Here is a 22,956-nt window from a genome sequence, read left to right on the forward strand (position 1 = left end):
TCTCATTGCAGCGCTACCGGCAGTGGGCTCGCCGCCACCGCCTTCCCCCCTGTTACCAGCCTTAACTCCACCTGTGTCCCCGGCGGCGGTGCCGAGCTGAGCTTCAGGGCGAAGCCGATCTTCCTGTTGGCATTCGCCGCCAGCGTTATCTCCCGCACCGGGCCGATCAGCTCCAAGCGGTATCCCGCCAGCGGCGCGGTCTCCAGGGAAAAGACCCGGGCCGCACCACCGCGGTTCTCCAGGTAGGCGGAGTAAAAGTTGACCAGCGACCCGTCCGGGAGCCGCTTCACCTCGCCGCTTTCGGCGCGCTGCACCTTGAGGGTCGCCTCCCGGCGCGTGGTCACCCCGACGATCAGCAGCCCCACCAGCAGCAGGAGCACGCCCCCTAAAAGGAGCGCTTTTTTGTTCACCGGCCGCGAGCCGTCGGCGCCAACCGGCCCGAAGGTGTAGTGGATCAGCCCGCCGGTGCCGCGCTTGGCGAACACGTCTCGGCAGGCGTCCAGGCAGCGGCCGCAGTTGATGCACTCGATCTGCAGCCCCTCCCGGATGTCGATCCCCGTGGGACAGGCCCTGACGCAGGCACCGCAGCGCAGGCAGACCCCTTTGAGTTCGGGATCGAACTCCAGGGTGAGGGTGCCGCGTTCCATGGTCATCAGCTGGATGCGCCCGTAGGGGCAGACGCTCTTGCAGAACCGGCGCCGCACGAAGGCGAGGTCGAGGTAGACCACCAGCGCCGTCACCGCCAGCGTAATCCCCGCCACCGCTCCCAGCTGCCCCGCGGCCAACCTCGCGAAGAACTCCGGCGGCGCGATGAAGTACCAGACCAGGTTGGCCCCCACCAAAGCCGAGAGGGCCAGGAAGCACGACTGCCTGAGCGCGGCGCGCAGCGGCGTGGGTAGGCTCTTGGTGCGGCGCTCGATCCAGTCGGCTAGGTCGCCCAGCGTGGTCTGGGGGCAGAGCCAGCCGCACCAGACCCTGCCAAAGAGCATGGTCACGAACAAGAAGGCGAAGACCAGGATCAGCACCACGATGAGGAAGAGGTAGAACTCCTCGATGCGCAGCTTGGCGCCGAAGAAAAGCAGCGTCCTGGTCCCCGCGTCCAGGCGCAGCAGCGATTCCCCGCCGGGACGGATAAAGGGGAGCCCCAGGATGAGCAGGGTCGACAACCACTGCACGCCGCTGCGCCACGGGGCGATGCGGCCGGTTTTCAGCGGTACATCACTCAAAGCGAAAGGACGTACTGTACCAGCCCCTGGATCTTGTCACCGGAGAGCTCGTTCTTGAAGCCGGGCATGCCGCCTGGGCGCCCGTCACTGATGCTCGTGGTCACCTCGGGCGCGGTCTTGCCGAACTTGTACTGCTTGGCGGTCAGGTTGGGGCCGATGCCCCCCTTGCCGTCGGCGCCGTGGCAGGCCGCGCACTTCTCGGCGAACTCCTTCTTCCCTTCGGCGGCAAGGTTGGTGCTCTTGATTTCCTTGTTGGCCGGGACTGCCTGGCTGGCGGTTCCCTTCTCCTGCTGAACGGCGAGGCGCGCCTCCTTGGCCTTCTTGATCTCGGCGAACTCGCCGTAGGAAGTCCAGCCGCTGAACAGGTAGTAGGCCATGAAGATAATCCCCCAGGCCCACAGTCCGAAGTACAGGATCCTGAACACCAGCGGGGAGCTTTTTTCCGCCCGGTACCTGATGCCGTCGTACTCTTTATTTTCGTCGGACATCGCGTCCTCCTTTGTTCTCGTCGCTCGGTTTGTCGTCGTCCATCATGCGGAACTTGGGTGCTTCCCCCTTTTCCCGGTACTTGCGGCTGTAGGTGCGCGCCACGATGGCGGCGAAAACCAGGAACAGGATAAGGGTCACCCCCAGGTAGTAGATGCTGGCACTGTCCATGTCAGTGCTTGTGCACGGACTTCAGGTAGGTGACCACCTTCCAGGTCCGTTCCTTGCCCAGCGTGTCGCCGAAGGCCGGCATGCCGCCTGCGGCGATGCCGCTGTAGACCGTGGCGAACACCTTGGAATCGGGCTGGTCCATATCGCGCAGGTCCGGCCCTACCTCGCCCTTCAGTTCTATGCCGTGGCACTGGGCGCAGTGCTCGGCGTAGAGCTTCTGCCCCTCGGGGAGCACGCTCATGTTGTCCTGGAACGGGTTCTTCAACTCGCCCAGCACCTCCGCCTTGCCGGTCTTTCTCCAGGGGATGTCGTTGCCTACCTTCTGCATGTAGGCGATGATGGCGTCCATCTCGGTCTTGCCCTGCAGTGCCTGGATGTCGGCCGGGGAATAGGGGAACTTGAGCGCCTTCATCTTCTTCTCCGAGAGGCTCGTGTCGAGCGGCCGGTTCAAGAAGTCGTAGGCGGGCATGTTGGAACGCGGCACCATGGAGCGCGGGTCCTTCATGTGCTTCACGTGCCAGGCGTCCGGGTACTTGCCGCCGATGCGGGCCAGGTCCGGGCCGTTTCTGCGCGAGCCCCACAGGAAGGGCTGGTCGTAGACGAACTCGCCGCTCTTTGAGTACTCGCCGTAGCGCTCGGTGTCGGAGAGGAGCGGACGCACCGTCTGGGTATGACAGTTGTTGCACCCCTCGCGGATGTAAATGTCGCGCCCTTCCAGTTGCAGCGGAGTGTAGGGCTTCACCGAGGCGATGGCGAGCTTCGGATCGTTGATCCACCGGAACGGGAGCACCATGGTGATGATGGTGCCGACCAGGATGGTGGCGGTGGCAAGGAGCAGGAATATGATGGGTTTCTTCTCGATCATGGCGTCTCCTCCCTAGGCTCTTTGCGCCACGGCCTGGGTCTTGGCACCGGCGATGGTCTGGTAGATGTTGTAGAGGAAGACGAGAAGCCCGGCGAGGTAGATCACGCCACCCAGGGCCCGCATGTGCCAGTAGGGGTAGAGCTCCACCATGGTCTCGATGAAGCTGTAGTGCAGGCTGCCGTCGGGGTTGGTGGCGTTGAGCATCGCCGCCTGCTGCACCCCCGCGATCCACATGGTGATTGAGAAGATGAGCTGACCGGTGAGCACCAGCCAGAAATGCACGTTGGCAAGGCCTACGCTGTAGATCTCGGTGTGGTAGATCCTGGGGATGGTGTAGTAGATGGCGGCGAAGAGCACTAGCGAGACCCAGCCGAGCGTCCCCATGTGCACGTGTCCCGGCACCCAGTCGGTGTAGTGGATGAAGGCGGAGAAGGTGCGGACCGCCTGGGACGGCCCCTGCAGCGTCTGCATCCCGTAGAAGGTGATGCCGAAGATCAGGAACTTGACCAGGTAGTTCTCGCGCATCTGGTGCCACTGGCCGTTCATGGAGAAGTAGCCGTTGAAGACGGCGGCCCAGGAGGGGGCAATCAACATCACGGAGAAGGCCATGGCGAGTGTCTGCACCCAGTCCGGTACCGGCGTCCACAAGAGGTGGTGCGCGCCGGTCCAGAGGTACATGAAGATGAGGCTCCAGAAGGCGATCACCCCCATGCGATGGCTGTAGATGGGGACCCCGGTTGCCTTGGGCAGGAAGTAGTAGAAGATGGCCAGAGGCGGCGTGGTGAGCACCATGGCCACTGCGTTATGCCCGTACCACCACTGCACGTTGGCGTCGTTGGCGCCAGCGTAGGCGGAGTAGGACTTGGTGAGCGAGACCGGAATGGAGGCGTTATTGACCAGGTAGAGCACCGCGACCCCGACCAGCGTGGCCAGGATGTACCAGAGCGAGATGTACATCTGCTCCTCGCGCCGCTTCACGATGGTCATGATGATGTTGACCGCGAAGATGACCCAGAGCACGACAACCAGGCTCGCCACCGGCCATTCCAGCTCGGCGTATTCCTTGGAGCGGTTCATCCCCATAGCCAGCGTCACCGCGGCGAGCGCTATGACCACGTTGAAGAGCCAGAGCTGGACCTTGGCGAGTCCGGGACTCCACAGGCTCGTTCGCGTCAGGCGCTGGGTGATGTAGATGAAGAAGGCCATGAAGCTGCCGATGCCCCAGCCGAAGATGCCGGCGTTGGTGTGGATCGGGCGCAGGCGGCCGTAGGTGAGGTAAGGGGGGAAGTTGAGCTGTGGGAAGGCGATTTGGAACGAGATGAAGACGCCGACCAGAACGGCCACCAGTCCCCATACCATGCTCCAGATCACAAACCCTTTGACGATGTCGTCAGCGTACCCTTCCTGTTGGTTCATGCCGTCCTCCTGGAAATGAATGGATCAATACAGGCAACATGTGAACGATGGGTCTGTTGAGCCGACACCCGTCGTTTAATCGCCGAGAGCTTATGTCATAAATGTTGGAAGTATCAGGATTTTGTCTGGTGGATGGAGCGTTGAGCCAGAGTAACGTCCAATGATCCTGCAATAACAAAGTGTTAGTTTAAGTTGTAATCGGCGTTTAGCAAGCGCACCCCCTGTATACGCCTTCATTTTGGTCGTCCTGAATTCTGTTGAACCGTATGGGTATGTTGCCCTCGACCAGTCGCACGTGAACCAGCGTCCTCCCTTTGACCGTGGAGAATGATGACCACAACCGCTGCACCCGAACTGACGTCCCCCTCTTTGCGAAAGGGGGGACAGGGGGGCTTTGCTTCTGTTCATACCTTATCCCCCTCTTTTGCCTGCAGAAACCGCCACAGATGCCGATACGCACAGTATCAGGACGCCTCGCTTTGACAGAAGCGGGTCTCGTTATCCTTGTTCGTCGTGCCTGCACCCCTACAAAGTGGGTGCTTGGGCCCGGAGGAGTCATATGAGTGAAGTGATCTACTACTGCGCGGCGGGAGCGACCCTGCTGGTTATCTGGCTCGGGGCCACTTTCTGGGCGGTCAACTTTTTCATCAGGCAGGTGACCCAGCAGAGCTGCCAGGATTTCAGGGGGCGCATGCGGGGCGAGACGGAGCGGGCCCTGAAGCTGTTCCGGGAAGGGCTGTGCGAGCAGATCGTCCAGCAGGAAAACAAGTCCGACGCGCTGGCGCGGCTCTACGCGACCCTGATCGACCAGTTGCGGTTGGGGAGGGAGTTTCTGGGCTCAATCGGGGAAGGTGAGCGTGCCCAGGCGGAGAAACAACTGAGGACCATCAGGGGAACCGGCGAACACTTCATGGAGACCTTCCAGAAACAGGGGCTCTTTTTCTCCGAGGAATTCACCAGGACGGTGAAGGATCTGCTCACCCAGCAGAAAACCGGGCAGGAACGTCTCGAGGAACTACTGCGCCGGGTGCAGCGGGAGCCTCAAAACGTTCATGCCCTCGACGATTTGAAAAAAGAATGGGGGCAGTTCGAGGACCTGTTGAACAAGCTCATGGACTACGTGCGCAACGAGTTCCGCAGGCGTAATCCGGTGAGCGGCATGATGATGAAATGGCTCAACGAAAGCCCTGCCCCCGGCGAATCCCAGGGCGCCTAGTTCTGCTACTTGTCCAGAGGCTCCGGTTTGCAGAGGTGCTCCTCTTTCTTCGCCGCGCGTCCGCATTTCTTGCAGACGTAACGTGGCTCAGCGACGATCTTTTTAAGCTCCTTCAGGTTATCCTTTATCTCGTCCTTGTCCCACTTGCATAGCGTCTTGTTGTCCTTGCCCATATCGATCACTCCCGTGTCATTGAGATCGGCGTCTCTGTCTTAATGGCGTATTAATCTGATTTAATTCAATTTTTGGCTGCACCATTGTTGAAATGGAAATCTTTCCAGATATAGTAAAACAGTTTTCGAAATTTCCTAGTGAGTTCAATAGAAAAGGGGGAGTCGATATGTCGATGTTTTGCCGTCAATGTGAGCAGGCCGCCAAGGGAACCGGGTGCGAGGTAGTGGGTGTGTGCGGGAAGAATCCCGAGGTTGCGGCGCTTCTGGACCTGATGATGTACGGTCTGAAGGGGCTGGCTATTTACGCTGACAAGGCAAGGGAACTGGACGTGCGCAACACGGTCGCTGATATGTTCCTCATCGAGGGGCTTTTTACCACCGTCACCAACGTAGATTTCGATCCGGTGCAGTTGGCTGGCAAGTTGAGGAAATGCTATGACCTGAAGGAGCAGGTGAAGGCGATGTACGAGACCGCCTACCGCGAGAAGAACGGCGCGGCGGCTCCCGCCATCGCCGACGGCCCGGCAGCGTGGGTGATCGCCGACAACCTGGAAGGGCTCGTGGCACAGGGGCAGGCGCAGGGCGTGAAGAGCCAGCACAGCGACCCCGATATCCTTTCCGCCATCGAGATCATCATCTACGGTCTGAAGGGAATGGCCGCCTACGCGGAACACGCCATCATCCTGGGCAAGACCGACGAGGAGGTGTTTGCCTTCTTCCACAAAGCGCTCGCCGCCACCACCGACGGCAGCAAGGGGCTCATGGATTTAGTGGGCATCGCCATGGAGTGCGGCAAGCTGAACATCAAGGTAATGGAGATGCTGAACACCGGGCATGTGGAGCACTACGGGCACCCGGTCCCGACCAAGGTCCAGCTCGGCACTCGCAAGAACAAGGGCATCCTTGTTTCCGGCCACGACCTGCGCATGCTCGAGGAGCTCTTGAAGCAGACCGAAGGGAAGGGGATCGACATCTACACCCACGGCGAGATGCTCCCGGCCCACGGCTACCCCGGCCTCAAGAAGTACTCGCACCTCTACGGCAACTTCGGGGGGGCGTGGCAGGACCAGGCCAAGGAATTCCCGAACTTCCCGGGCGCCATCATCTTCAACACCAACTGCATCCAGCGCCCGGCCGACAGCTATAAAGACCGTCTCTTCACCTGGGGTGAAGTGGGGTGGCCCGGCGCCAAGCACCTGACTGGGTGGAAGTTCGACGAGGTGATCAACAAGGCCCTTGAGTGCCCGGACCTCCCCGACGCCCCTGGCCAGGAGATCCTGACCGGTTTCGGTCACAACGCGGTACTGGGGGTGGCCGACAAGGTAATCGAGGCGGTCAAGGCGGGGGCGGTGAAGCACTTCTTTCTGATCGGCGGCTGCGACGGCGCGAAGAGCGGCCGTAACTACTACACCGAGTTTGCCGAGAAGGTACCCAAGGACTGCGTCATCCTGACCCTTGCCTGCGGCAAGTACCGTTTTAACAAGCTCGAGTTCGGCGACATCGGCGGCATCCCGCGTCTTCTGGACGTCGGGCAGTGCAACGACGCCTACTCCGCGGTGCAGATCGCTTCTGCGCTCGCCGGCGCCTTCAACTGCGGCCTCAACGACCTGCCGCTCTCCTTCATCCTTTCCTGGTACGAGCAGAAGGCGCACGTCATCCTGCTGTCGCTGCTGTACCTCGGTGTTAAGAACATCAAGCTTGGTCCGGCGCTTCCGGCGTACCTGTCGCCCAACGTTTTGCAGTTCCTGGTCGACAACTTCAACATTGGCCAGATAGGGACAGTGGATGCGGACCTGAAGGCGAGCCTCGGGCAATAAACAGAAGGGAGGGGGCGGTCCCAAAAGGGACCGGCCCCCTTAGCCGCACGCAGCACCAGAGCAGATGTAGCTCCTTTAGCGCCAGGTCTGGGCAGACCTGGCGCCTTTTTTGTGCCTGCGTCAGATGTTGGAGGCGGGCGTCACCACGGGTTCGGGTGCGGGGATGCTGGACGGCTTGATGGTAAAGAGGTGGTACACGGTGATGACCACGCCCGCGAGGAAAACGAGACCGACGCCGAAGGCGACCCGGAACCAGAACATCATGGTGAGGTGCGCGGTGCTGTAACCGATGTCCAGAAAACGCTCCAGGTAGGTCTGCAGGATCCCGGCGATGCCGAAGACGAGCCCCAGTATGAACATGCCGATGGTGGTGATCCAGAAGCCCCACTTGCCCAGGCGGTCCTGGTACTTGTTGATTCCCTTCAGGCGCGGCATGGCGAAGTAGAAGATGGTCAGGTTCAACAGGGCATAGGCGCCGAAGAAGGCGAGGTGCCCGTGCGAGACGGTGACCTGGCTGCCGTGAGTGTAGTAGTTGATCGGCGGCAGCGTGTGCATGAAGCCCCAGAGCCCTGCGCCGACCAGGTGGTAGATGGCGAGACCGATGATGTAGTACCAGGTGAGCGGGTTCACGATGGGGTTTTTGCGCTCGCGCACGTGCATCCAGGTGTCCACTACCATGAGCACGATGGGAAGCGGTTCCAGGGCGCTGAAGATGCCGCCCCACCAGATCCAGTAATCGGGAGCGCCGATCCAGTAGTAGTGATGGCCGGTACCGACGATGCCGGTGAAGAGGAACAACCCCGTTTCAACGTAGAGCCATTTCTCCACCACCTTGCGGTCCACCCCGGTCACCCTCATGATGATGTAGGCGACGATGGACGCTGTTACCACCTCCCAGGCCCCCTCCACCCAGAGATGGATCACCCACCACCAATAGTAGTAGTCCGTGTTCAGGTTCTTGTAAAAGGGCATGCCGAAGAGGTACATGACGGCCAGGAAGGTGACGCCGCCAAGCAGCATCCACTGTAGGGCCGACTTCTGCTTGGACTGGATGATGGTCATGGCGACGTTGGCAATGAAGAGGAGAGCCGCGACCACGATCAGTCCGTTCAGGGGGAAGGGGATCTCCAAGAGCGGCTTGCCGCGGGTCCAACCGAACAGGAAGCCGATCACCGCGGTGACGGCGGCGGCGACGAAGATGATGAGCTGCGCATAGGCGATCTTCGGGCTGTAGAGTTCACGGCCGCACTCGGGGGGGAGGATGTAGTAGGTGCCTCCCATGAATCCCAAAAGCATCCAGGCCACCAGCACGTTAGTGTGGATCTCGCGGGCTGTGGAGAAGGGGAAGACGTTGACCAGGTCCTGCGGCAGCGTGAAGGCGTAGTTGATGGAGAGCCACAACCCCATGATCACCTGCTGTATGAAAAGCACCAGGGCGAGACGGAAGTACCACAGCGAAACCCGCTGGCTTTGGTATTCGATCAGCATCATTTGCTCACCTCCTTGGTGGACTTAAGGCTCAGGATGAAGTCCGCGATTATGGCTGCCGTCTGCGGGCTCACGTCCTGCGGCGGCATGGTCACGCCGGGGCGCACCGACTGAGGATTGATCATGTAGTTGATCAGGGTCTGGCGATCGTAGGTAATCCGATTGGCAATGGTGGTGAGATCGCCGCCCACGTTGCGTCCCTGGTTTTCGAAGGTGTGGCAGCCGCCGCACGCCTGAAGCACTAGGTGCACCTTGTCCAGTTTCTGCGGCTGGGTCTCGCGCAGCTTGTAAGCTTGTACGAACTTCTCGTCCTGCGGGGGCCAGTGCCGGTTTTCGATGTCGCCTACCCAGCGCAGGAAGCTGACCAGCTGCCTGGCCTCGGTCTCGTTCACCCCCAGTTGGGGCATCTTCCGGAACGAGTTTTTGTACATGACGTCGGGGTGCTGAACGATGGAGGCGATGTTGTTCTCTCCGAGCCGGTAGAAGGCCTTGGTCATGTCCGGCGCGTAGTAGCCGCCGAAGCCGAGGATGGTGTGGCAGTCATTGCAGTTGTACTTGTGCCAGACCTTCTTGCCGGCCACTACTTCCGCGGTGAGCTTGTCGGTGTGGGTGAACTTGGGGGTCTGCATGTGGAAGTCATAGGTTTGCCAGAGGAAAATCGCTGCCGAGGTGAGGGTTCCCACCCAGAAGATCAGCCGGGCTGTTTTTCCGGTCATACCGCCCTCCTTTGCCGTGGTTGGTCATTGTGGTTAGATAAATCTAATGATTGACAGCAGGAAGGATACCCTGAGGAGGGGGGATGTCAACATGGAGGAATAAATAAGGCCCCGAAAGGATTGTTATCATCCGGTCTCGGGGCCTTGTGCGGTGGAGGCGGTTTAGGGGGAGAAGTTAATGTGAGGCTGGTTGCGGCGCCTTAATCATCTTTGCGCTGTCTCAGTGGGCAGAGCGAAACTGCCGCAAGGGCCAGCCAGGAAAAAGCGAAGATTGCGACTATGACAGTCATTCGTGGACCCCTTGTTTAAGTTGTGCTAGAGCTTGGCTGCTTTAGGGAACAGGATGTTGTTCTCCAGGTGAACGTGCTTGTGCAGGTCGTCCTCGAACTCTTCCAGTTTCTGATAGGTGACCATGAAGGTGTTGCAGGCGTCGGCGGGGACGGCGTAGTTCTTGGACAGACGGCGAATCTCGTGCACCGCGGCGCCGACTTCGTCATGCTCATGCCCCAGTTCCGCAAGGACGGCCTTCAGTTTCTTGATCTCCTCGGGGTTTGGCGCCCCGCCTTCCTTCCTCAATTCGATCAGCTTCCTGATGGCTGGGAAGAGTTGTTCCTCCTCGCTTTTCAGGTGCTGCATCAGGTCGGTCGCCATCTTCTCGAAGATCTGGGCGATCTGCACCACCTCGGGGTGGTTGGGGCCGTGCACCTGTGCGATCTTGTTGGTGTAGGCGGTGATGGTCGGGACGCTCTCCTTGAGGTAGCCGTGGTGCGCGTTGACGATGTAGTCGGCCAGGAACGGAAGTTCCCATGCGTCGTAATTCTGGCTGCGCTCTAGTGGATGGGCCGATGTTTCTTCCAGGTCGCACACGAGTACCGCGAGGTCAATCCCTCTTTCGCGGCAGGCCTGGGCCAGCGGCAAGTTACCGCCGCAGCAGAAGTCGATGCCGTATTTCTCAAAGACTTGAGCGGTGCGAAAATCTCTCGCAACCACCGAGCCTACGGTTTCCATGTTGGTTTTTTCAGCTGGTTCCGGAGTTGATTTTTCCATGGTGTCGCTCCCTTGGCGGCTCTTGTCGAAAGAACGGCCGGTCAGACGTTGCGGGGCCTTTTTGTCCCCTTTGAGCCCATGGTAACACTATTGGCGCTTTAGAGTATGATCCAGATCAAAAAGTGAGAGGTAGTGCGGGTTGGGGACATGAACGCCGGTGCCCCGCGCTCACGCCCAAAGAGGATGGGGACAGGTCAGGGGGAGGCCGACGAATTGTTGACGAAGCGGCCGATGGCACGGTCCATGGTGGAGATGTGGTCGATGAGCCAACTGGTGATGAAGTTGGTCATGGAGTTGACCACGTTTTGGCTAAGCCCCTCGACCTTCAGGCGCTCTTTGAGTTGGTTGATCTGGTCGATGAAGGCAAGGTGCTTTTCGCGGTGCGCCACGTAGTCAGGGTAGCGGACCTGCTGCATCAGCTTCTCCTCTTCCTTGAAGTGCGTGACGGCGTATGCTTCCAGGAACCAGAACATGCGCATGATCTCGTCCTGGTCCTGGTTGGACTGGTAGGCGTTGACGAAGGCGTTGAACTTGTCGAAAAGCAGCTTGTGTTGAACGTCGATCTCCAGCATCCCGATGCTGAGATCGTCTCTCCACTGGACCAGCATTTTCATCCTCCTGAGACAGTTGACGTTTTTTTATACATCCTCTGTTTGCCTTAATCAATCTCTTTAATGTTGGTCGGTGCCTCTTCCCTTTTGCAAAATATTTGCAATGTCGCAGCGCATCATGCTATCTCACATTAAAACATGCCGGCGTGCACGTGCCGGCAGTTATGTCTGAAGGACGGCGCGGGCAATGCCCTGTTGTTACACGTCCCGGTGGAGGTAGTTTTGGCAAGAAAAGGCAAGGCGGTAAACAGGCGTAAGCCTGCTCCCGGCGGTGGTGGACGCAAGCCGCTCATGGCACTTCTGATCGTCGCGGTACTGATCGCGGCAGCGTTCTTTCTCCTGGAGCACTTTAAAAAACCTACTCCGCCGCCCCAACCTCCGCCCAAGACCGCACCCGGCCCGGACAAGCATCAGCCGATGCCAGTACGGCAGGCCCCGGTGCAGCAGCAGGTTTCCACCGCCCAGGCGCCGGCCGCAAAACCGCATCCGGCCGCACTCCCCAAGGCCACCGGCCCCGGTCGCCTCGCCATCATCATCGACGACATGGGTACCAGCATGCAGGAGTTGAAGACGCTGCAGTCGATCGGGCAGCCGCTCACCTACTCGGTCATCCCGAGTCTCGCCCACGCGAAACAGGTGGCCGAAGGGGCGCACACGGCTGGCGCCCAGGTCATGGTGCACATGCCTATGGAGCCGGAGGGGTATCCCAAGCAGAAGATGGAGTCGATCGGGGTGCTGGTCGCCATGGACGACGCCGAGATAGCGAGCCGAATCCGGAGCTATTTCGCGACGGTGCCCCATGCGGTCGGCGCCAACAACCACATGGGGTCGCGCTTCACCCAGGACGCGGCCAAGATGAAGGTGGTGCTGCAGATATTGAAGGAGAAGGGACTTTTCTTCGTGGACAGCAAGACCTCGCCGGCCTCGGTCGGGTACCGGGAGGCGAAGGCGCTGGGGATGAAGTGTGCGGCGCGCCAGGTGTTTCTGGACAACGTGCAGGACGAAAGCGCTATCGGCAAGCAGTTGACGCAGGCCGCTGCCATAGCAAGAAAAAGGGGCGCGGCGATAGCAATCTGTCATCCCCACCCTGCAACCATGCGAGCCCTGAAGCTCTATATGCCCGAACTGGCCAAAAGCGGCATCACCTTTGTGCACGTGTCGGAGTTGATCAACTAGAACGTTGCTACGTACAAGCGAAAAGGGGACCGGCACCTGCGGAGCCTGTCCCCTTTTATTTATGGTTGAAGAGAAAGGGGGACTGGCACCTGACGGAGCCAGCCCCCTTTTTTATAGCTGCGCAGCGATCTTCTTCTTGAGCTTTGCTACTTCCCGGTACTTGTCGTCCACCAGGATGGAGGCGGGGTTGTCGCCGTTCACGGGGTGAACCATCAGGAAGGCGTCGCGCAATCCGCCTTCGTAGCCGGACAGGGTTTCGGACATGATTCCGGAGAAGCCGTCGCGCTGTGGGGCGCGGGCCAGCGGGTACTTCTTCTTCAACAACTCGCTTCCGCTCAGGTCGAAACGGTGGAAGTCAATGCTCCCCGCCTCGTTCCCGACACCGGGGTTCAGCACGAACACCGACTCCAGCGCGGTCTGGTGGATCATCTGCCTGGTAGGGTCGTCCGGCGGCAGCTGGCGCTCGATCTTGAAGATGGTCGAGACCAGGAAGCCGGTGAAGCAGTCGGCCTCCATGTAGCCGCTGGCGGCACCGTCGGAGCTCTCGCAGTAGTAGGAAACCTGCGATTCCTGGCTCAACTCCTTGCCGCACACCAGGCACTGGCTCTTCAGCCCGGACAGCCTGCCGAAGTATTCCTCTTTCTTCCTCTTGTTCTCCTCGTGCTGCCACTTGTCATAGAGCATGGCGCGCGGTTCTTCGGTCTCGTAGAACTCGTTGAGGCAGGTCTGCCCCAGCGCCGCGAACTGGCCGTAGACGTCGGTGCCGCGCCCGTGGGTGAGGACCGGGTAGATCTTCCCTTCGGGGTTGGTGTTGAGGCTCTCCACTTTGGGGCTCTTGGAGATGAATGTATCGGAGCAGCGGAAGCCGCGGTTGATGGCGAAGGCCTTCAGCAGCGTCTTCTGGTCCTTGAACATCCCTTCGAACTTGATCCTCTCGTCGATGAGGCAGGGGATCAGCGACAGGCTCTTTCGGTCCAGCCCCCGCTTGTCGAACAGCTCGAAGATGTTGCGGCAGTTATCCATGCTGGCCATGTCCTTGATGGGGACCAGCACCCGGTCCGCGGCGTAGAGCGCGTTTTGGGTCATGACGTCGAGGTCCGGGCGGGTGTCGACGATCAGTATCCCCGGGATCTCGGACATTGCCAAAAGCCGGGCCAACACCATCGGTCCCTTGAGCGAGCCACGTAGTTCCGGAAGGGTGGTGGAGGAGGGGATGTAGTTGACCCCGTACTGCCCGGTGTGCAACAGGTCACGCCCGCGGGTCTCCAGCAGGAGGTCGGCCACGGTCCCGTTCAGTTTCTGCCCCTTGATCGAGAACATCTTGTCGATGGTGAAGTGGTTGTCGAAGGAGAAGATCGACACCGGCAGATTTTCGTCCAGGGCCTTGAGGAAGATGGCGAGGTTAGTGGCCAGGGTCGTCTTGCCGACGCCCCCCTTTTCCGAGGAAACAGTTATTACATAAGGGTAATTTTTCATGGCGCGCATACTAACATCGACACGGTCGGACGGTCAAGACGGTTTGAGGGGAAAGGGACAAGGCAAGGGGACAGGCACCTTTGGAGCCAGTTCCCATCCGGACGGTCAAGCCGTTTGACAGTGGCGAGCGTGGCGTGATAGAAAATTGCTGGGGCACCGCTGGCCGTTTCACCCTGTCGCAGCTGAGTTTTTACCCTCGCCCTCCGGGAGACCCCTCCCAACCTCCCCCCTCCAAGGGGAGGAGTTCTTCGGCGTGGTGATCCAAGAAGGAGGTAACGTGCAACTTTTCAAAGAACGCCGTGTCCTGACGGTGAGCGCATTGACGGCGCTGGTGCGCGGCCTCTTGGAGGAGAACTTCGATCAGGTCTGGGTTGAGGGGGAAATCTCCAACCTCGCCTGCCCGCAGTCGGGACACTGCTACTTCACCCTCAAGGACCCCGGCGCCCAGATCCGCTGCGTCATGTTCCGCGGCGCCTTCCGTACCCTCAAGTTCACCCCCCGCGACGGTATGCGCGTGCTGCTGCGCGCCCGCATGACCCTGTTCGAGCCGCGCGGCGAATACCAGCTCTCCGTCGACGCCATGGAACCGCAGGGGATCGGCGGGCTTCAACTTGCCTTCATCCAGTTGAAGGAGCGCCTCGCCAAGGAGGGGCTCTTCTCGGAGCTGCACAAGCGCGAGATCCCGAAACTCCCCCGCAAAATTGGCGTGGTTACCTCGCCCACCGGCGCCGCCATCCGCGACATCCTCACCGTGCTCTCGCGCCGCTTCGCCAACGTGGAACTATTAATCGCGCCGGTCCGGGTGCAAGGGGAGGGGGCGGCCCAGGAGATCGCAGCCGCCATCGCCGACCTGAACCGCGCCGGCAACGTAGACGTCATGATCGTCGGACGCGGTGGCGGATCGCTGGAGGACCTGTGGGCCTTCAACGAAGAGGTGGTGGCACGCGCCATTCATAAATCCACCGTTCCGGTTATCTCGGCGGTGGGGCACGAGATCGACTTTACCATCGCCGATTTCGTCGCCGACCTGCGTGCCGCCACGCCGTCGGCCGCGGCTGAACTGGTGGTGCAAAGTAAGCAGGAACTGACCGCGACGGTTGAGGCCTTGAGCCACCGGCTCCAGGTCGCGCAGTTGCGCCGGCTGGAGCGCTCGCGCGCCCTGGTGACGGCGCTGAGCCGGGCCATCACCGACCCGAGCCGCATCCTCGGCCACCTGGCGCAGCGGGTCGACTCGCTCGACGCCCGCCTGGTGCGGGAGGCGGGGCTCATCCTCGACGACGCTTCGGAGCGTATCGTTACCCTGTCGGCGCGCCTGGCCCGGCAGAGCCCCGCACTCACCCTGCAGCGCAACGCGGAACGGCTCTCGACGCTGTCGCTGCGCCTGGACCACGCCATGACCCGGCGCCTGGCCTGCGCCGCAGAGAGTGTCGGCCTCGCCACCGGCACCCTCAACGCGGTTTCTCCGCTCGCCACCCTGTCCCGCGGCTACAGCATCGCCCGCAAGCTCCCCGGCCGTTCCGTGGTCACCTCGTTCCGCCAGATCGCCCCCGGCGACCGGCTGGAACTCTCGCTTGCCGCCGGTTATGCCCTTTGCACCGTGGAGGGAGCCGCCGGGCAGAGTGAATCCTTGACGGCACCAGAGCGATCGGTATAATAGGCGATCACTTTTTAATAATTAAACGCGGCGGCGCTTCTAATCCGTCGCGGCAGCACCCGGACACGAGGTTGGCATGGCCGTTGAGAAGTTCGAGACCGCACTGAAAAAGCTCGAGGACGTCGTGAAGAAGCTGGAAGGGGGAGAGCTCTCGCTTGAGGATTCCCTGAAGGCCTTCGAGGAGGGGGTGAAGTATTCCGCCTTCTGCTCCAAGAAGCTCAACGAGGCCGAGCGACGGGTCGAACTGCTCGTCAAGCAGCGCGACGGCAGCCTCACCACAAGGCCCTTCGACGAGGAGGAGTAGCACCCGCGTCCGGGGCAGATCTTCCATACCACTACACCGAAAGCGAGACCATCACATGGATCTTAAGGAATACCTGAAGCAGAAATGCCAGCTGGTCGACCAGGCGCTGGAGCGCTACCTTCCCGATGCCAATGAGCTGCCGGCATCCCTCCATAGCGCCATGCGCTACTCCGTTTTCGCCGGTGGCAAAAGGGTCCGGCCGGTGCTGATGCTGGCGGCCAGCGAGGCGGTGGGCGGCTCCGCGGATGCCGTGATGCCGGCGGCCTGCGCCATGGAGATGATCCACACCTACTCGCTGATCCATGACGACCTTCCAGCCATGGACAACGATGACTTCCGCAGGGGCAACCCCACCAACCATAAAGTCTATGGGGAGGCCACTGCCATCCTGGCCGGCGACGCCCTTTTGACCGAGGCCTTTATCCTGCTCTCCAACGGCACCGGCGGGGATCCCGCGGCACGGCTCAGGGTGATCCAGGAGATCGCCGTCGCCTCCGGCTCGCGCGGCATGGTGGGCGGCCAGGTAGTCGACATGGAAAGCGAAGGGCGCCACGACGTCGACCTCGCCACGCTCTCCTACATCCACACCCACAAGACCGGCGCGCTGATCCGCGCCTCGGTCCGCTGCGGCGCCATCCTGGGAGCGGCGACCGAGGAACAGTTCAAGTCGCTCACCCGCTACGCCGACGCCATCGGTCTCGCCTTCCAGATCGCCGACGACATCCTCGATGTCGAGGGGACCACGGAGGAACTGGGCAAGGACGCCGGCAGTGATCAGGCCCGCGGCAAGGCGACCTATCCGGCGCTGATGGGACTGGAAGCGTCCAAGGCCCGCGCCCACGAACTGGTAGAGATAGCGCTGGACGCACTCGCCACATTCGACGAGCGGGCGGAGCCGCTGCGCGCCATCGCGTCGTACATCGTGAAAAGGAAATCGTAAATGCCCAGCATCCTTGACGGCATCACCGACCCGAGCCAACTGAAGGCACTCTCGTTGCGCGAGCTGGAGACGCTCGCCGAAGAACTGCGCGTGCGCATCATCGAGACCTGCGCCGCCAACGGCGGCCACGTGGCGCCGAGCCTCGGCGTGGTGGAACTAACCATCGCGCTGCACCGGGTCTTTGATTCCCCCAAGGACAAGATCGTCTGGGACGTGGGGCACCAGGCCTACGCCCACAAGCTGTTGACCGGCAGGAAGGAGCGTTTCGGCACGCTGCGCACCCGGGGCGGCATCAGCGGCTTCCCCAAGCGCGCCGAGTCGCCGCACGACTGCTTCGACGTCGGGCACTCCTCCACCTCCATCTCCGCCGGCGTCGGCTTCGCCGTGGCGCGCGACCTGAAGCAGGGACACAACAAGGTGCTAACGGTGATCGGCGACGGCGCCATGACCGGCGGCCTGGCCTTCGAGGGGTTGAACCACGCCGGTGAGCTGAACAAGGACCTGGTGGTGATCCTGAACGACAACGAGATGTCCATCTCCGAGAACGTCGGCGCCCTCTCCAATCTCCTCTCCCGCACTATTACCAGCGAGTACGTGCACCGCGCCAAGAAGGACCTGGAGGCCTTCCTGGAGGGGCTCCCCATGTTCGGCAGGTCGGTGCTGAAGATAGCCAAGCGGGCGGAGGAGTCGCTGAAGACCCTGTTTACCCCCGGCATGCTGTTCGAGGCCTTCGGTTTTGAGTACATCGGCCCCATCGACGGCCACGATATCCCGAAACTTCTGGAGACGATGGAGGCCGTGAAGCGTTTCGACGACGCGGTGCTGATTCACGTACTGACCAGGAAGGGGAAGGGATATCCCCCTGCCGAGGCCAACCCGTCGCTGTTCCACGGAGTCGGCCCCTTTGACGTCAAAACGGGTAAGGTGAACAAGGGTAAGGGGGGCGCGGCGTCCTACACCGGCGTCTTCGGCCAGACCATCAAGCGCCTGGCCCAGGAGGACGAGCGCATCGTCGCCATCACCGCCGCCATGCCCGACGGCACCGGCCTCACCCCGTTTGCCAAGGAATTCCCCGAGCGCTTCTTCGACGTCGGCATCGCGGAACAGCACGCGGTCACCTTCGCCGCCGGTCTTGCCGCTCAAGGGTTCAAACCGGTGGTCGCCCTGTACTCCTCGTTTCTCCAGCGCGGCTTCGACCAGCTCTGCCATGACGTCTGCCTGCAGGATCTCCCGGTGGTGTTTGCCATCGACCGCGCCGGTGTGGTCGGCAGCGACGGCCCCACCCACCACGGCGTTTTCGACCTCTCTTACCTGCGCGCCATCCCCGGGCTCACCATCATGGCCCCCAAGGACGAGAACGAGCTGCAGCACATGTTGCTCACCGCTTTCTCCCTGGACGGACCGGCAGCACTGCGCTACCCGCGTGGCAACGGCCTGGGTGTTCCGATGGACCAGATCCTCACGCCGCTTCCTATCGGCAAAGGGGAGCGCTTGAAGGAGGGAAAACACGGCGCCATCCTCGCGCTGGGCACCATGGTCGAGCCTGCCCGCGAGGCCGCAGCTGCCCTCGCCGCCGAGGGAATCGAGGTCGGCGTCATGAACGCGCGCTTCGTCAAGCCGCTCGATGCAGACCTGATCCTGGACCTGGCCCGGACCGGTCTCCTCGTTACGGTGGAAGATAACGTGGTCCAGGGGGGCTTCGGTACCGCCATCCTGGAACTGCTCGAAGAGCACGAGGTGACCGGGGTGCGGGTGATCCGCCTGGGCTATCCGGACGCTTTCGTGGAGCAGGGGGAACAGGCCGACCTCAAGGCCGCCTACGGCCTCGACGCCGCCGGTATCGCCCGTTCGGTTCGCGAGGCGTGCCAGGGACGTCGCCCCGTTGCGCCGGTGCAACGCTCTGATCATCCGGCCGTCCCGGACCAGCCGCATGCTTGATCGAGCGCTGCTGCTCGCCCTGGTTTTCTGCGCAGGCACCGCACTTGCCGCCGACCCTCTCACCTATGGCTCCAAGGCCCAGCAACTGATCACCAAGGGGGACTTCGCCCAGGCGCTCGATGAGCTCAAGGCAGCCACGTCGCGCTTACCCTACGATCAGGAGCTCAAGCACCAACTCGCCTTCACCTACATCGAACTTGCCAAGCGCGACCTGCAGGGCGGTCGTTACGCGCAGGCGGCGGAAAACTTTCGGCAGGCCCACGAACTGATACCCGAGAGCAAAGAGCTGGCCCTGATGCGCGGCATCGCCTTGTACCTCAACAAGGATTACTACACCGCACGGGATGAACTGCTCCAGTCGGGTGAGGGGAGCGAGCCACTGGTCTACCTCGGCAAGATCAGCTACGACACCGGCGACCTTCCCGGCGCTCTTGACTTCTGGCGCCGCGCCAAGGAGCTGGATCCCGCCAGCAAGGTCCTCGTCGGCCTGATCGAGAAGGCAGAGCGCGAGCTGCCGGTGGAATCCCGGATGGACAAGGGATACAGCTCGATGTTCGACCTCAGCTTCGACGCCGAGCTTCCCCCCGGTCTCTCCACGCAGGTGTTGGATGCCCTGGAGAGCGCCTACAATATGGTCGGCTCCGACCTCGGCGTGTTTCCCTCAACGCGCATCCCGGTGCTTCTTTACACCAAGAAGGATTACCGCAGCGTGACCGCCGGCCCGGACTGGTCTGGCGGGCTCTACGACGGCAAGATCCGGCTCCCGGTGGGTGGGCTTACCGAGCTGACGCCGCAGTTGCGGGGCATCATCTCCCACGAGTTCACCCACGTCCTGGTGGCGGAGCTCACCCACGGCAATGTCCCCACCTGGTTCAATGAAGGGCTAGCCGAGATCGAGGGGCGCAAGCTGTTCGCCCCCAAGCTCCCGCAGTTGGACGCATCCCAGGAAAAGCACCTGTTGCCGCTGGCGGACCTGTCCGGTGGCTTCAGCGGCATGGGAGGCTCCAAGGCGTGGATGGCGTATCAGCAGAGCTTTGCCATGACCAGTTTCATGGTGCAGCGCTACGGGTGGTACTCTGTGCAAGAGATCCTGAAGTACCTGGGGCAGCATGCCGACATGAACACGGCCGTGTCGAAGGCGCTGGCTGATTATGCGCTGGATCTAAACGGGGTGATGCGTGAGTGGCGTGAGTCACTGCCGGCAGCAGGGGCGGGCGGCGGCTCGCAGTGAGTGGTATAGTATCAGTCAGGTAGCCTGTATGGCTGTTCCTCGGGGCGGCGACAAGGCAACAAAAGGGAGTTCTGTTGATTTACGGTACCGGTGTTGACATAGTGGAGATTGCACGCTTCGAGAAGTTCCTGAAGCAGGGCAACGACGCGCTGTTTCAGCGTATCTTCACGCAGAACGAGATAGCTTACTGTTCGGCGAAGAAACTTGCCGCCCAGCACTACGCCCTGCGTTTCGGTGCCAAAGAAGCGTTCCTGAAGGCCCTTGGCACTGGGCTGCGCGACGGGCTTTCCTGGCAAGACATGGAAGTCGTCAACGATTCCCTGGGCAAGCCGTCACTGAGATTGGGAGGACGGGCCGAGCAGCTGTTCCGGGAGGCGAGACTCTGCTCCTGTTTCCTGTCGCTTTCGCACGATGCTGGGTGCGCCGTGGCCATGGTGGTATTGGAGCGCTAGATGAAGGTTGTCAGCGGACAAGTCATGCAGCTTATGGATCGTCGGGCCATCGGCGAGTTCGGCGTGCCGGGACTGGAACTCATGGAGCATGCCGGGCGCGGCTGCGCTGACGTCATCGAAGAGGCCTTCGGTGAGGGTGAGGCGAGGCGTGCCGTCATCGTGGCGGGCAAGGGAAACAACGGCGGCGACGGTTTCGTGATCGCCCGGCTCCTGGCGGAGTGTGGCTGGGAGGCGCCGGTGCTGCTTTTGGCGGCGCCCGAGGCGGTGACCGGGGACGCTGCCGCCAACTTGGCGCGCCTGCCCGCCTCGACGGTGAAGAGCGTGCCGTGGGGGATCGCCGGCGAACAGGAGTTGCTGAAAAATGCCACGGTCATCGTGGACGCCCTGCTTGGCACCGGCATGAACAGCGAGGTCACCGGGGTCTACGGCGAGGCCATAGATTTTATCAACGCGGCCGGGGTCCCCGTGATTTCCGTCGACATCCCCTCCGGCGTCGATGCCGCTTCCGGTAAGGTGCTGGGGCGCGCGGTACGCGCCGACATCACCGTCACCTTCGCGCTGGCCAAGTTGGGCAACGTCCTTTATCCCGGTGCGGAGTTGTGTGGCCGGCTGGTGGTGGCTGACATCGGCATGCCCGACGTCGTGGTCGCCGAGTCCGAGGGAGCAGAGTACGTCGATGCCGCCTGCGCGGCCGCCCTGTTCCGTCCCCGCAGCGCCACCGCCCACAAGGGAAGCGGCGGGCATTGCCTCATCGTCGCCGGCAGCACGGGCAAAACGGGCGCCGCTGCCATGGCGGCCAACAGTGCGCAGCGCACCGGGGCGGGGCTGGTGACCCTGGCCGTGCCGGCCGCGCTGAACCCGGTACTGGAACAAAAGACCACCGAGGCCATGACCATCCCGGTTGGACCGGAGCGGGCCGGGCACCTGAGGGCTGGGTCCCTCGCCGAGATTCTTGCCGCTGCGGCGGTCCGCGACGTGGTCGCGCTGGGTCCGGGCATCGGCACCGCCCCCTCTACCCTATACCTTGTGCATTCGCTCCTTGCCGCGCTCGATACGCCGCTGGTGCTGGACGCCGACGGCTTGAACGCCGTGGCACTGAAGACCGAGCTGCTGCTGGCGAGGACGGACCGCATCACTGTGCTCACCCCGCATCCGGGGGAGATGGCACGCCTAGTGGGATGCTCGGTGCCGGAGGTGGAGGCGGACCGCATCGGCTGCGCCCGCGCCTTCGCCACCAAGTACCGCGTCTACCTGATCCTCAAAGGCGCCCGCAGCATCATCGCCGCGCCGGACGGGCGCATCGCCATCAACGGCAGTGGCAATCCGGGCATGGCCACGGGCGGCATGGGCGATGTCCTGACAGGGGTAGTCGCCGCATTCCTGGGGCAGGGGTATGAACCTTTCGCCGCCTGCCAATTGGGCGCATTCGTCCACGGCCACGCCGCCGACTTCCTGGTCGAGGGGCTCGGCACCCAGGGGATGAGCGCCACCGACGTGCAGGAGATGCTCCCCGTGGCACTGGCAAGCCTGGCCGCATCCCGAACCACCGCAACGAACCATCAACAGGGAGAATGACCATGATGAAAGCAAAAGAGATCATGACCACAGACGTCATCACCGTGCGCCGCGACACCACCGTCAGGGATCTCGCCAAGCTCTTCGCCGAGCGCCGCATCTCCAGTGTCCCCGTGGTGGACGACGAGGGGCTCCTGGTCGGCATCGTCTCGGAAAGCGACCTGATCGAGCAGGACAAGCCGCTGCACATCCCGACCGTCATTTCCATCTTCGACTGGGTCATCTACCTTGAGAGCGACAAGCGCTTCGAGAAGGAGCTGCAGAAGATGACCGGGCAGACCGTGGGCGATATCTACTCTACCGAGGTGGCCAGCGTGGGGCCGGATGCGCCGGTCTCCGACGTTGCCGAGATCATGACGGAGAAGAAGGTCCAGGCCGTGCCCGTGGTCGAGGGGCGCCGCGTGGTCGGCATCATCGGGCGCATCGACATGGTGCGCACCATGATCGCCTAGGCGGCCGGATGTCCTGTGTGCTGACCAAGAGCCAGGAAGAGACGGTAGCGCTGGGGGCGAGGCTGGGGCGGTTGCTGCAGCCGGGGGATTTCGTCGCCCTCGTCGGGGAGTTGGGTGCTGGCAAGACCCAGTTCGCCAAGGGGATCGCGCTCGGGCTGGAGGTGGACCCGGAGACTCCGGTGACCAGCCCCACCTACACCATCCTCAATATCTACGACGGGCGTATTCCGCTGTACCACTTCGACCTGTACCGGCTGGAGGGGGCGCACGATGTGGAGGCCCTGGGTTTCGAGGAATACTTCTCCGGGGACGGCGCCTGCGTGGTGGAATGGGCCGAGCGGCTCGAGGGGGACCTTCCGGAGGACTTTTTGACCGTCACGCTGGGCCACACGGGGGTGGATGAGCGCAGCGTGACCTTCACTGCAACGGGGCCCCGATCGGATGCCATGGTTGGGGCTCTTTTGTGATCGCTGAACCTAAGTTTGGCCTTGTTAAACCGGGGCAGCCTCTGGAACAGACCGAGGTT

General features: G+C 62.0%; 23 protein-coding genes. 12 read left to right on the top strand and 11 right to left on the bottom strand.

Going from position 1 to position 22,956, the window contains the following annotated elements; all coding sequences use genetic code 11:
* Positions 1 to 2: 2 nt before the first annotated feature.
* The 5 genes from K7R21_RS01140 to K7R21_RS01160 are packed head-to-tail and all read right to left on the bottom strand — an operon-like array spanning position 3 to position 4,164.
* Entirely contained in the window at positions 3 to 1,226 is a 1,224-nt protein-coding gene (locus K7R21_RS01140; RefSeq protein WP_224981402.1) for a 4Fe-4S dicluster domain-containing protein, read from the bottom strand.
* Positions 1,223 to 1,714 carry a c-type cytochrome gene (locus K7R21_RS01145; protein ID WP_224981403.1) on the bottom strand — a complete coding sequence of 164 codons (492 nt, stop codon included), beginning with the start codon at positions 1,712 to 1,714 and terminating at the stop codon, positions 1,223 to 1,225. Before K7R21_RS01145 ends, K7R21_RS01140 begins: the two co-directional genes overlap by 4 nt.
* The gene (locus K7R21_RS01150; RefSeq protein WP_224981405.1) at positions 1,698 to 1,883 is read right to left on the bottom strand and encodes a cbb3-type cytochrome c oxidase subunit 3; all 186 of its coding nucleotides are present in this window, start codon (positions 1,881 to 1,883) and stop codon (positions 1,698 to 1,700) included. Before K7R21_RS01150 ends, K7R21_RS01145 begins: the two co-directional genes overlap by 17 nt.
* A 1-nt stretch (position 1,884) precedes the next feature.
* Complete coding sequence (locus tag K7R21_RS01155) at positions 1,885 to 2,748, bottom strand: cbb3-type cytochrome c oxidase subunit II (RefSeq protein ID WP_224981407.1); 864 nt, start codon at positions 2,746 to 2,748, stop codon at positions 1,885 to 1,887.
* 12 nt (positions 2,749 to 2,760) lie between these two features.
* Positions 2,761 to 4,164 carry a cbb3-type cytochrome c oxidase subunit I gene (locus K7R21_RS01160; RefSeq protein WP_224981408.1) on the bottom strand — a complete coding sequence of 468 codons (1,404 nt, stop codon included), beginning with the start codon at positions 4,162 to 4,164 and terminating at the stop codon, positions 2,761 to 2,763.
* 559 nt (positions 4,165 to 4,723) lie between these two features.
* On the opposite strand from K7R21_RS01160, the gene K7R21_RS01165 reads away from it, so the two are divergent.
* Complete coding sequence (locus K7R21_RS01165; protein WP_224981409.1) at positions 4,724 to 5,380, top strand: hypothetical protein; 657 nt, start codon at positions 4,724 to 4,726, stop codon at positions 5,378 to 5,380.
* A 5-nt stretch (positions 5,381 to 5,385) separates the two neighbouring features.
* Here the strand turns inward: K7R21_RS01165 and K7R21_RS01170 are convergent, their stop codons facing one another.
* The gene (locus K7R21_RS01170; RefSeq protein WP_199395145.1) at positions 5,386 to 5,553 is read right to left on the bottom strand and encodes a hypothetical protein; all 168 of its coding nucleotides are present in this window, start codon (positions 5,551 to 5,553) and stop codon (positions 5,386 to 5,388) included.
* A 167-nt stretch (positions 5,554 to 5,720) separates the two neighbouring features.
* Here K7R21_RS01170 and hcp point away from each other — a divergent pair, with 167 nt between their 5' ends.
* Positions 5,721 to 7,370: a hydroxylamine reductase gene (hcp, locus tag K7R21_RS01175; protein WP_224981411.1), complete on the top strand. Its 1,650-nt coding sequence runs from the start codon at positions 5,721 to 5,723 to the stop codon at positions 7,368 to 7,370.
* 120 nt (positions 7,371 to 7,490) lie between these two features.
* On the opposite strand, the gene K7R21_RS01180 is transcribed toward hcp, so the two are convergent.
* The 4 genes from K7R21_RS01180 to K7R21_RS01195 form a co-directional block, all read right to left on the bottom strand.
* A complete protein-coding gene (locus K7R21_RS01180; RefSeq protein ID WP_224981413.1) occupies positions 7,491 to 8,861 on the bottom strand; it encodes a cbb3-type cytochrome c oxidase subunit I in 1,371 nt (456 codons plus the stop codon).
* The gene (locus K7R21_RS01185; protein ID WP_224981415.1) at positions 8,858 to 9,574 is read right to left on the bottom strand and encodes a c-type cytochrome; all 717 of its coding nucleotides are present in this window, start codon (positions 9,572 to 9,574) and stop codon (positions 8,858 to 8,860) included. The genes K7R21_RS01180 and K7R21_RS01185 overlap by 4 nt, the downstream gene beginning before the upstream one ends.
* Before the next feature lie 315 nt (positions 9,575 to 9,889).
* Positions 9,890 to 10,621: an iron-sulfur cluster repair di-iron protein gene (gene ric, locus K7R21_RS01190; RefSeq protein WP_224981416.1), complete on the bottom strand. Its 732-nt coding sequence runs from the start codon at positions 10,619 to 10,621 to the stop codon at positions 9,890 to 9,892.
* Between the two features lie 194 nt (positions 10,622 to 10,815).
* Positions 10,816 to 11,229: a bacteriohemerythrin gene (locus K7R21_RS01195; protein ID WP_224981418.1), complete on the bottom strand. Its 414-nt coding sequence runs from the start codon at positions 11,227 to 11,229 to the stop codon at positions 10,816 to 10,818.
* A 225-nt stretch (positions 11,230 to 11,454) separates the two neighbouring features.
* Between K7R21_RS01195 and K7R21_RS01200 the strand changes: the two genes are divergently transcribed.
* On the top strand, positions 11,455 to 12,408 hold the full coding sequence (locus K7R21_RS01200; RefSeq protein ID WP_224981420.1) for a divergent polysaccharide deacetylase family protein: 954 nt from the start codon (positions 11,455 to 11,457) through the stop codon (positions 12,406 to 12,408).
* A 111-nt stretch (positions 12,409 to 12,519) separates the two neighbouring features.
* Here K7R21_RS01200 and K7R21_RS01205 read toward each other — a convergent pair whose 3' ends face one another.
* On the bottom strand, positions 12,520 to 13,893 hold the full coding sequence (locus K7R21_RS01205; RefSeq protein ID WP_224981421.1) for a ParA family protein: 1,374 nt from the start codon (positions 13,891 to 13,893) through the stop codon (positions 12,520 to 12,522).
* Positions 13,894 to 14,161: 268 nt separating this feature from the next.
* Here K7R21_RS01205 and xseA point away from each other — a divergent pair, with 268 nt between their 5' ends.
* The 9 genes from xseA (at position 14,162) to tsaE (ending at position 22,897) form a co-directional block, all read left to right on the top strand.
* A complete protein-coding gene (gene xseA / locus K7R21_RS01210) occupies positions 14,162 to 15,538 on the top strand; it encodes an exodeoxyribonuclease VII large subunit (protein ID WP_224981423.1) in 1,377 nt (458 codons plus the stop codon).
* A gap of 76 nt (positions 15,539 to 15,614) precedes the next feature.
* Positions 15,615 to 15,842, top strand: a complete 228-nt coding sequence (locus K7R21_RS01215) for an exodeoxyribonuclease VII small subunit (RefSeq protein WP_224981425.1) — start codon at positions 15,615 to 15,617, stop codon at positions 15,840 to 15,842.
* A gap of 55 nt (positions 15,843 to 15,897) precedes the next feature.
* Positions 15,898 to 16,782 (top strand): polyprenyl synthetase family protein, encoded by an 885-nt coding sequence (locus K7R21_RS01220; RefSeq protein ID WP_224981427.1) that lies wholly within the window; start codon positions 15,898 to 15,900, stop codon positions 16,780 to 16,782.
* Positions 16,783 to 18,720 (top strand): 1-deoxy-D-xylulose-5-phosphate synthase, encoded by a 1,938-nt coding sequence (gene dxs, locus K7R21_RS01225; RefSeq protein ID WP_224981428.1) that lies wholly within the window; start codon positions 16,783 to 16,785, stop codon positions 18,718 to 18,720.
* A complete protein-coding gene (locus K7R21_RS01230) occupies positions 18,713 to 19,951 on the top strand; it encodes a peptidase MA family metallohydrolase (RefSeq protein WP_224981430.1) in 1,239 nt (412 codons plus the stop codon). Before dxs ends, K7R21_RS01230 begins: the two co-directional genes overlap by 8 nt.
* Before the next feature lie 74 nt (positions 19,952 to 20,025).
* A complete protein-coding gene (locus K7R21_RS01235) occupies positions 20,026 to 20,403 on the top strand; it encodes a holo-[acyl-carrier-protein] synthase (RefSeq protein ID WP_224981431.1) in 378 nt (125 codons plus the stop codon).
* On the top strand, positions 20,404 to 21,978 hold the full coding sequence (locus tag K7R21_RS01240) for an NAD(P)H-hydrate dehydratase (protein ID WP_224981432.1): 1,575 nt from the start codon (positions 20,404 to 20,406) through the stop codon (positions 21,976 to 21,978).
* Positions 21,979 to 21,980: 2 nt separating this feature from the next.
* Complete coding sequence (locus tag K7R21_RS01245; RefSeq protein ID WP_224981433.1) at positions 21,981 to 22,430, top strand: CBS domain-containing protein; 450 nt, start codon at positions 21,981 to 21,983, stop codon at positions 22,428 to 22,430.
* A gap of 8 nt (positions 22,431 to 22,438) precedes the next feature.
* Entirely contained in the window at positions 22,439 to 22,897 is a 459-nt protein-coding gene (tsaE, locus tag K7R21_RS01250) for a tRNA (adenosine(37)-N6)-threonylcarbamoyltransferase complex ATPase subunit type 1 TsaE (protein WP_224981434.1), read from the top strand.
* The last annotated feature ends 59 nt before the right edge of the window (positions 22,898 to 22,956 follow it).

The organism is Geomonas agri (assembly GCF_020179605.1).
GTDB lineage: Bacteria > Desulfobacterota > Desulfuromonadia > Geobacterales > Geobacteraceae > Geomonas > Geomonas agri.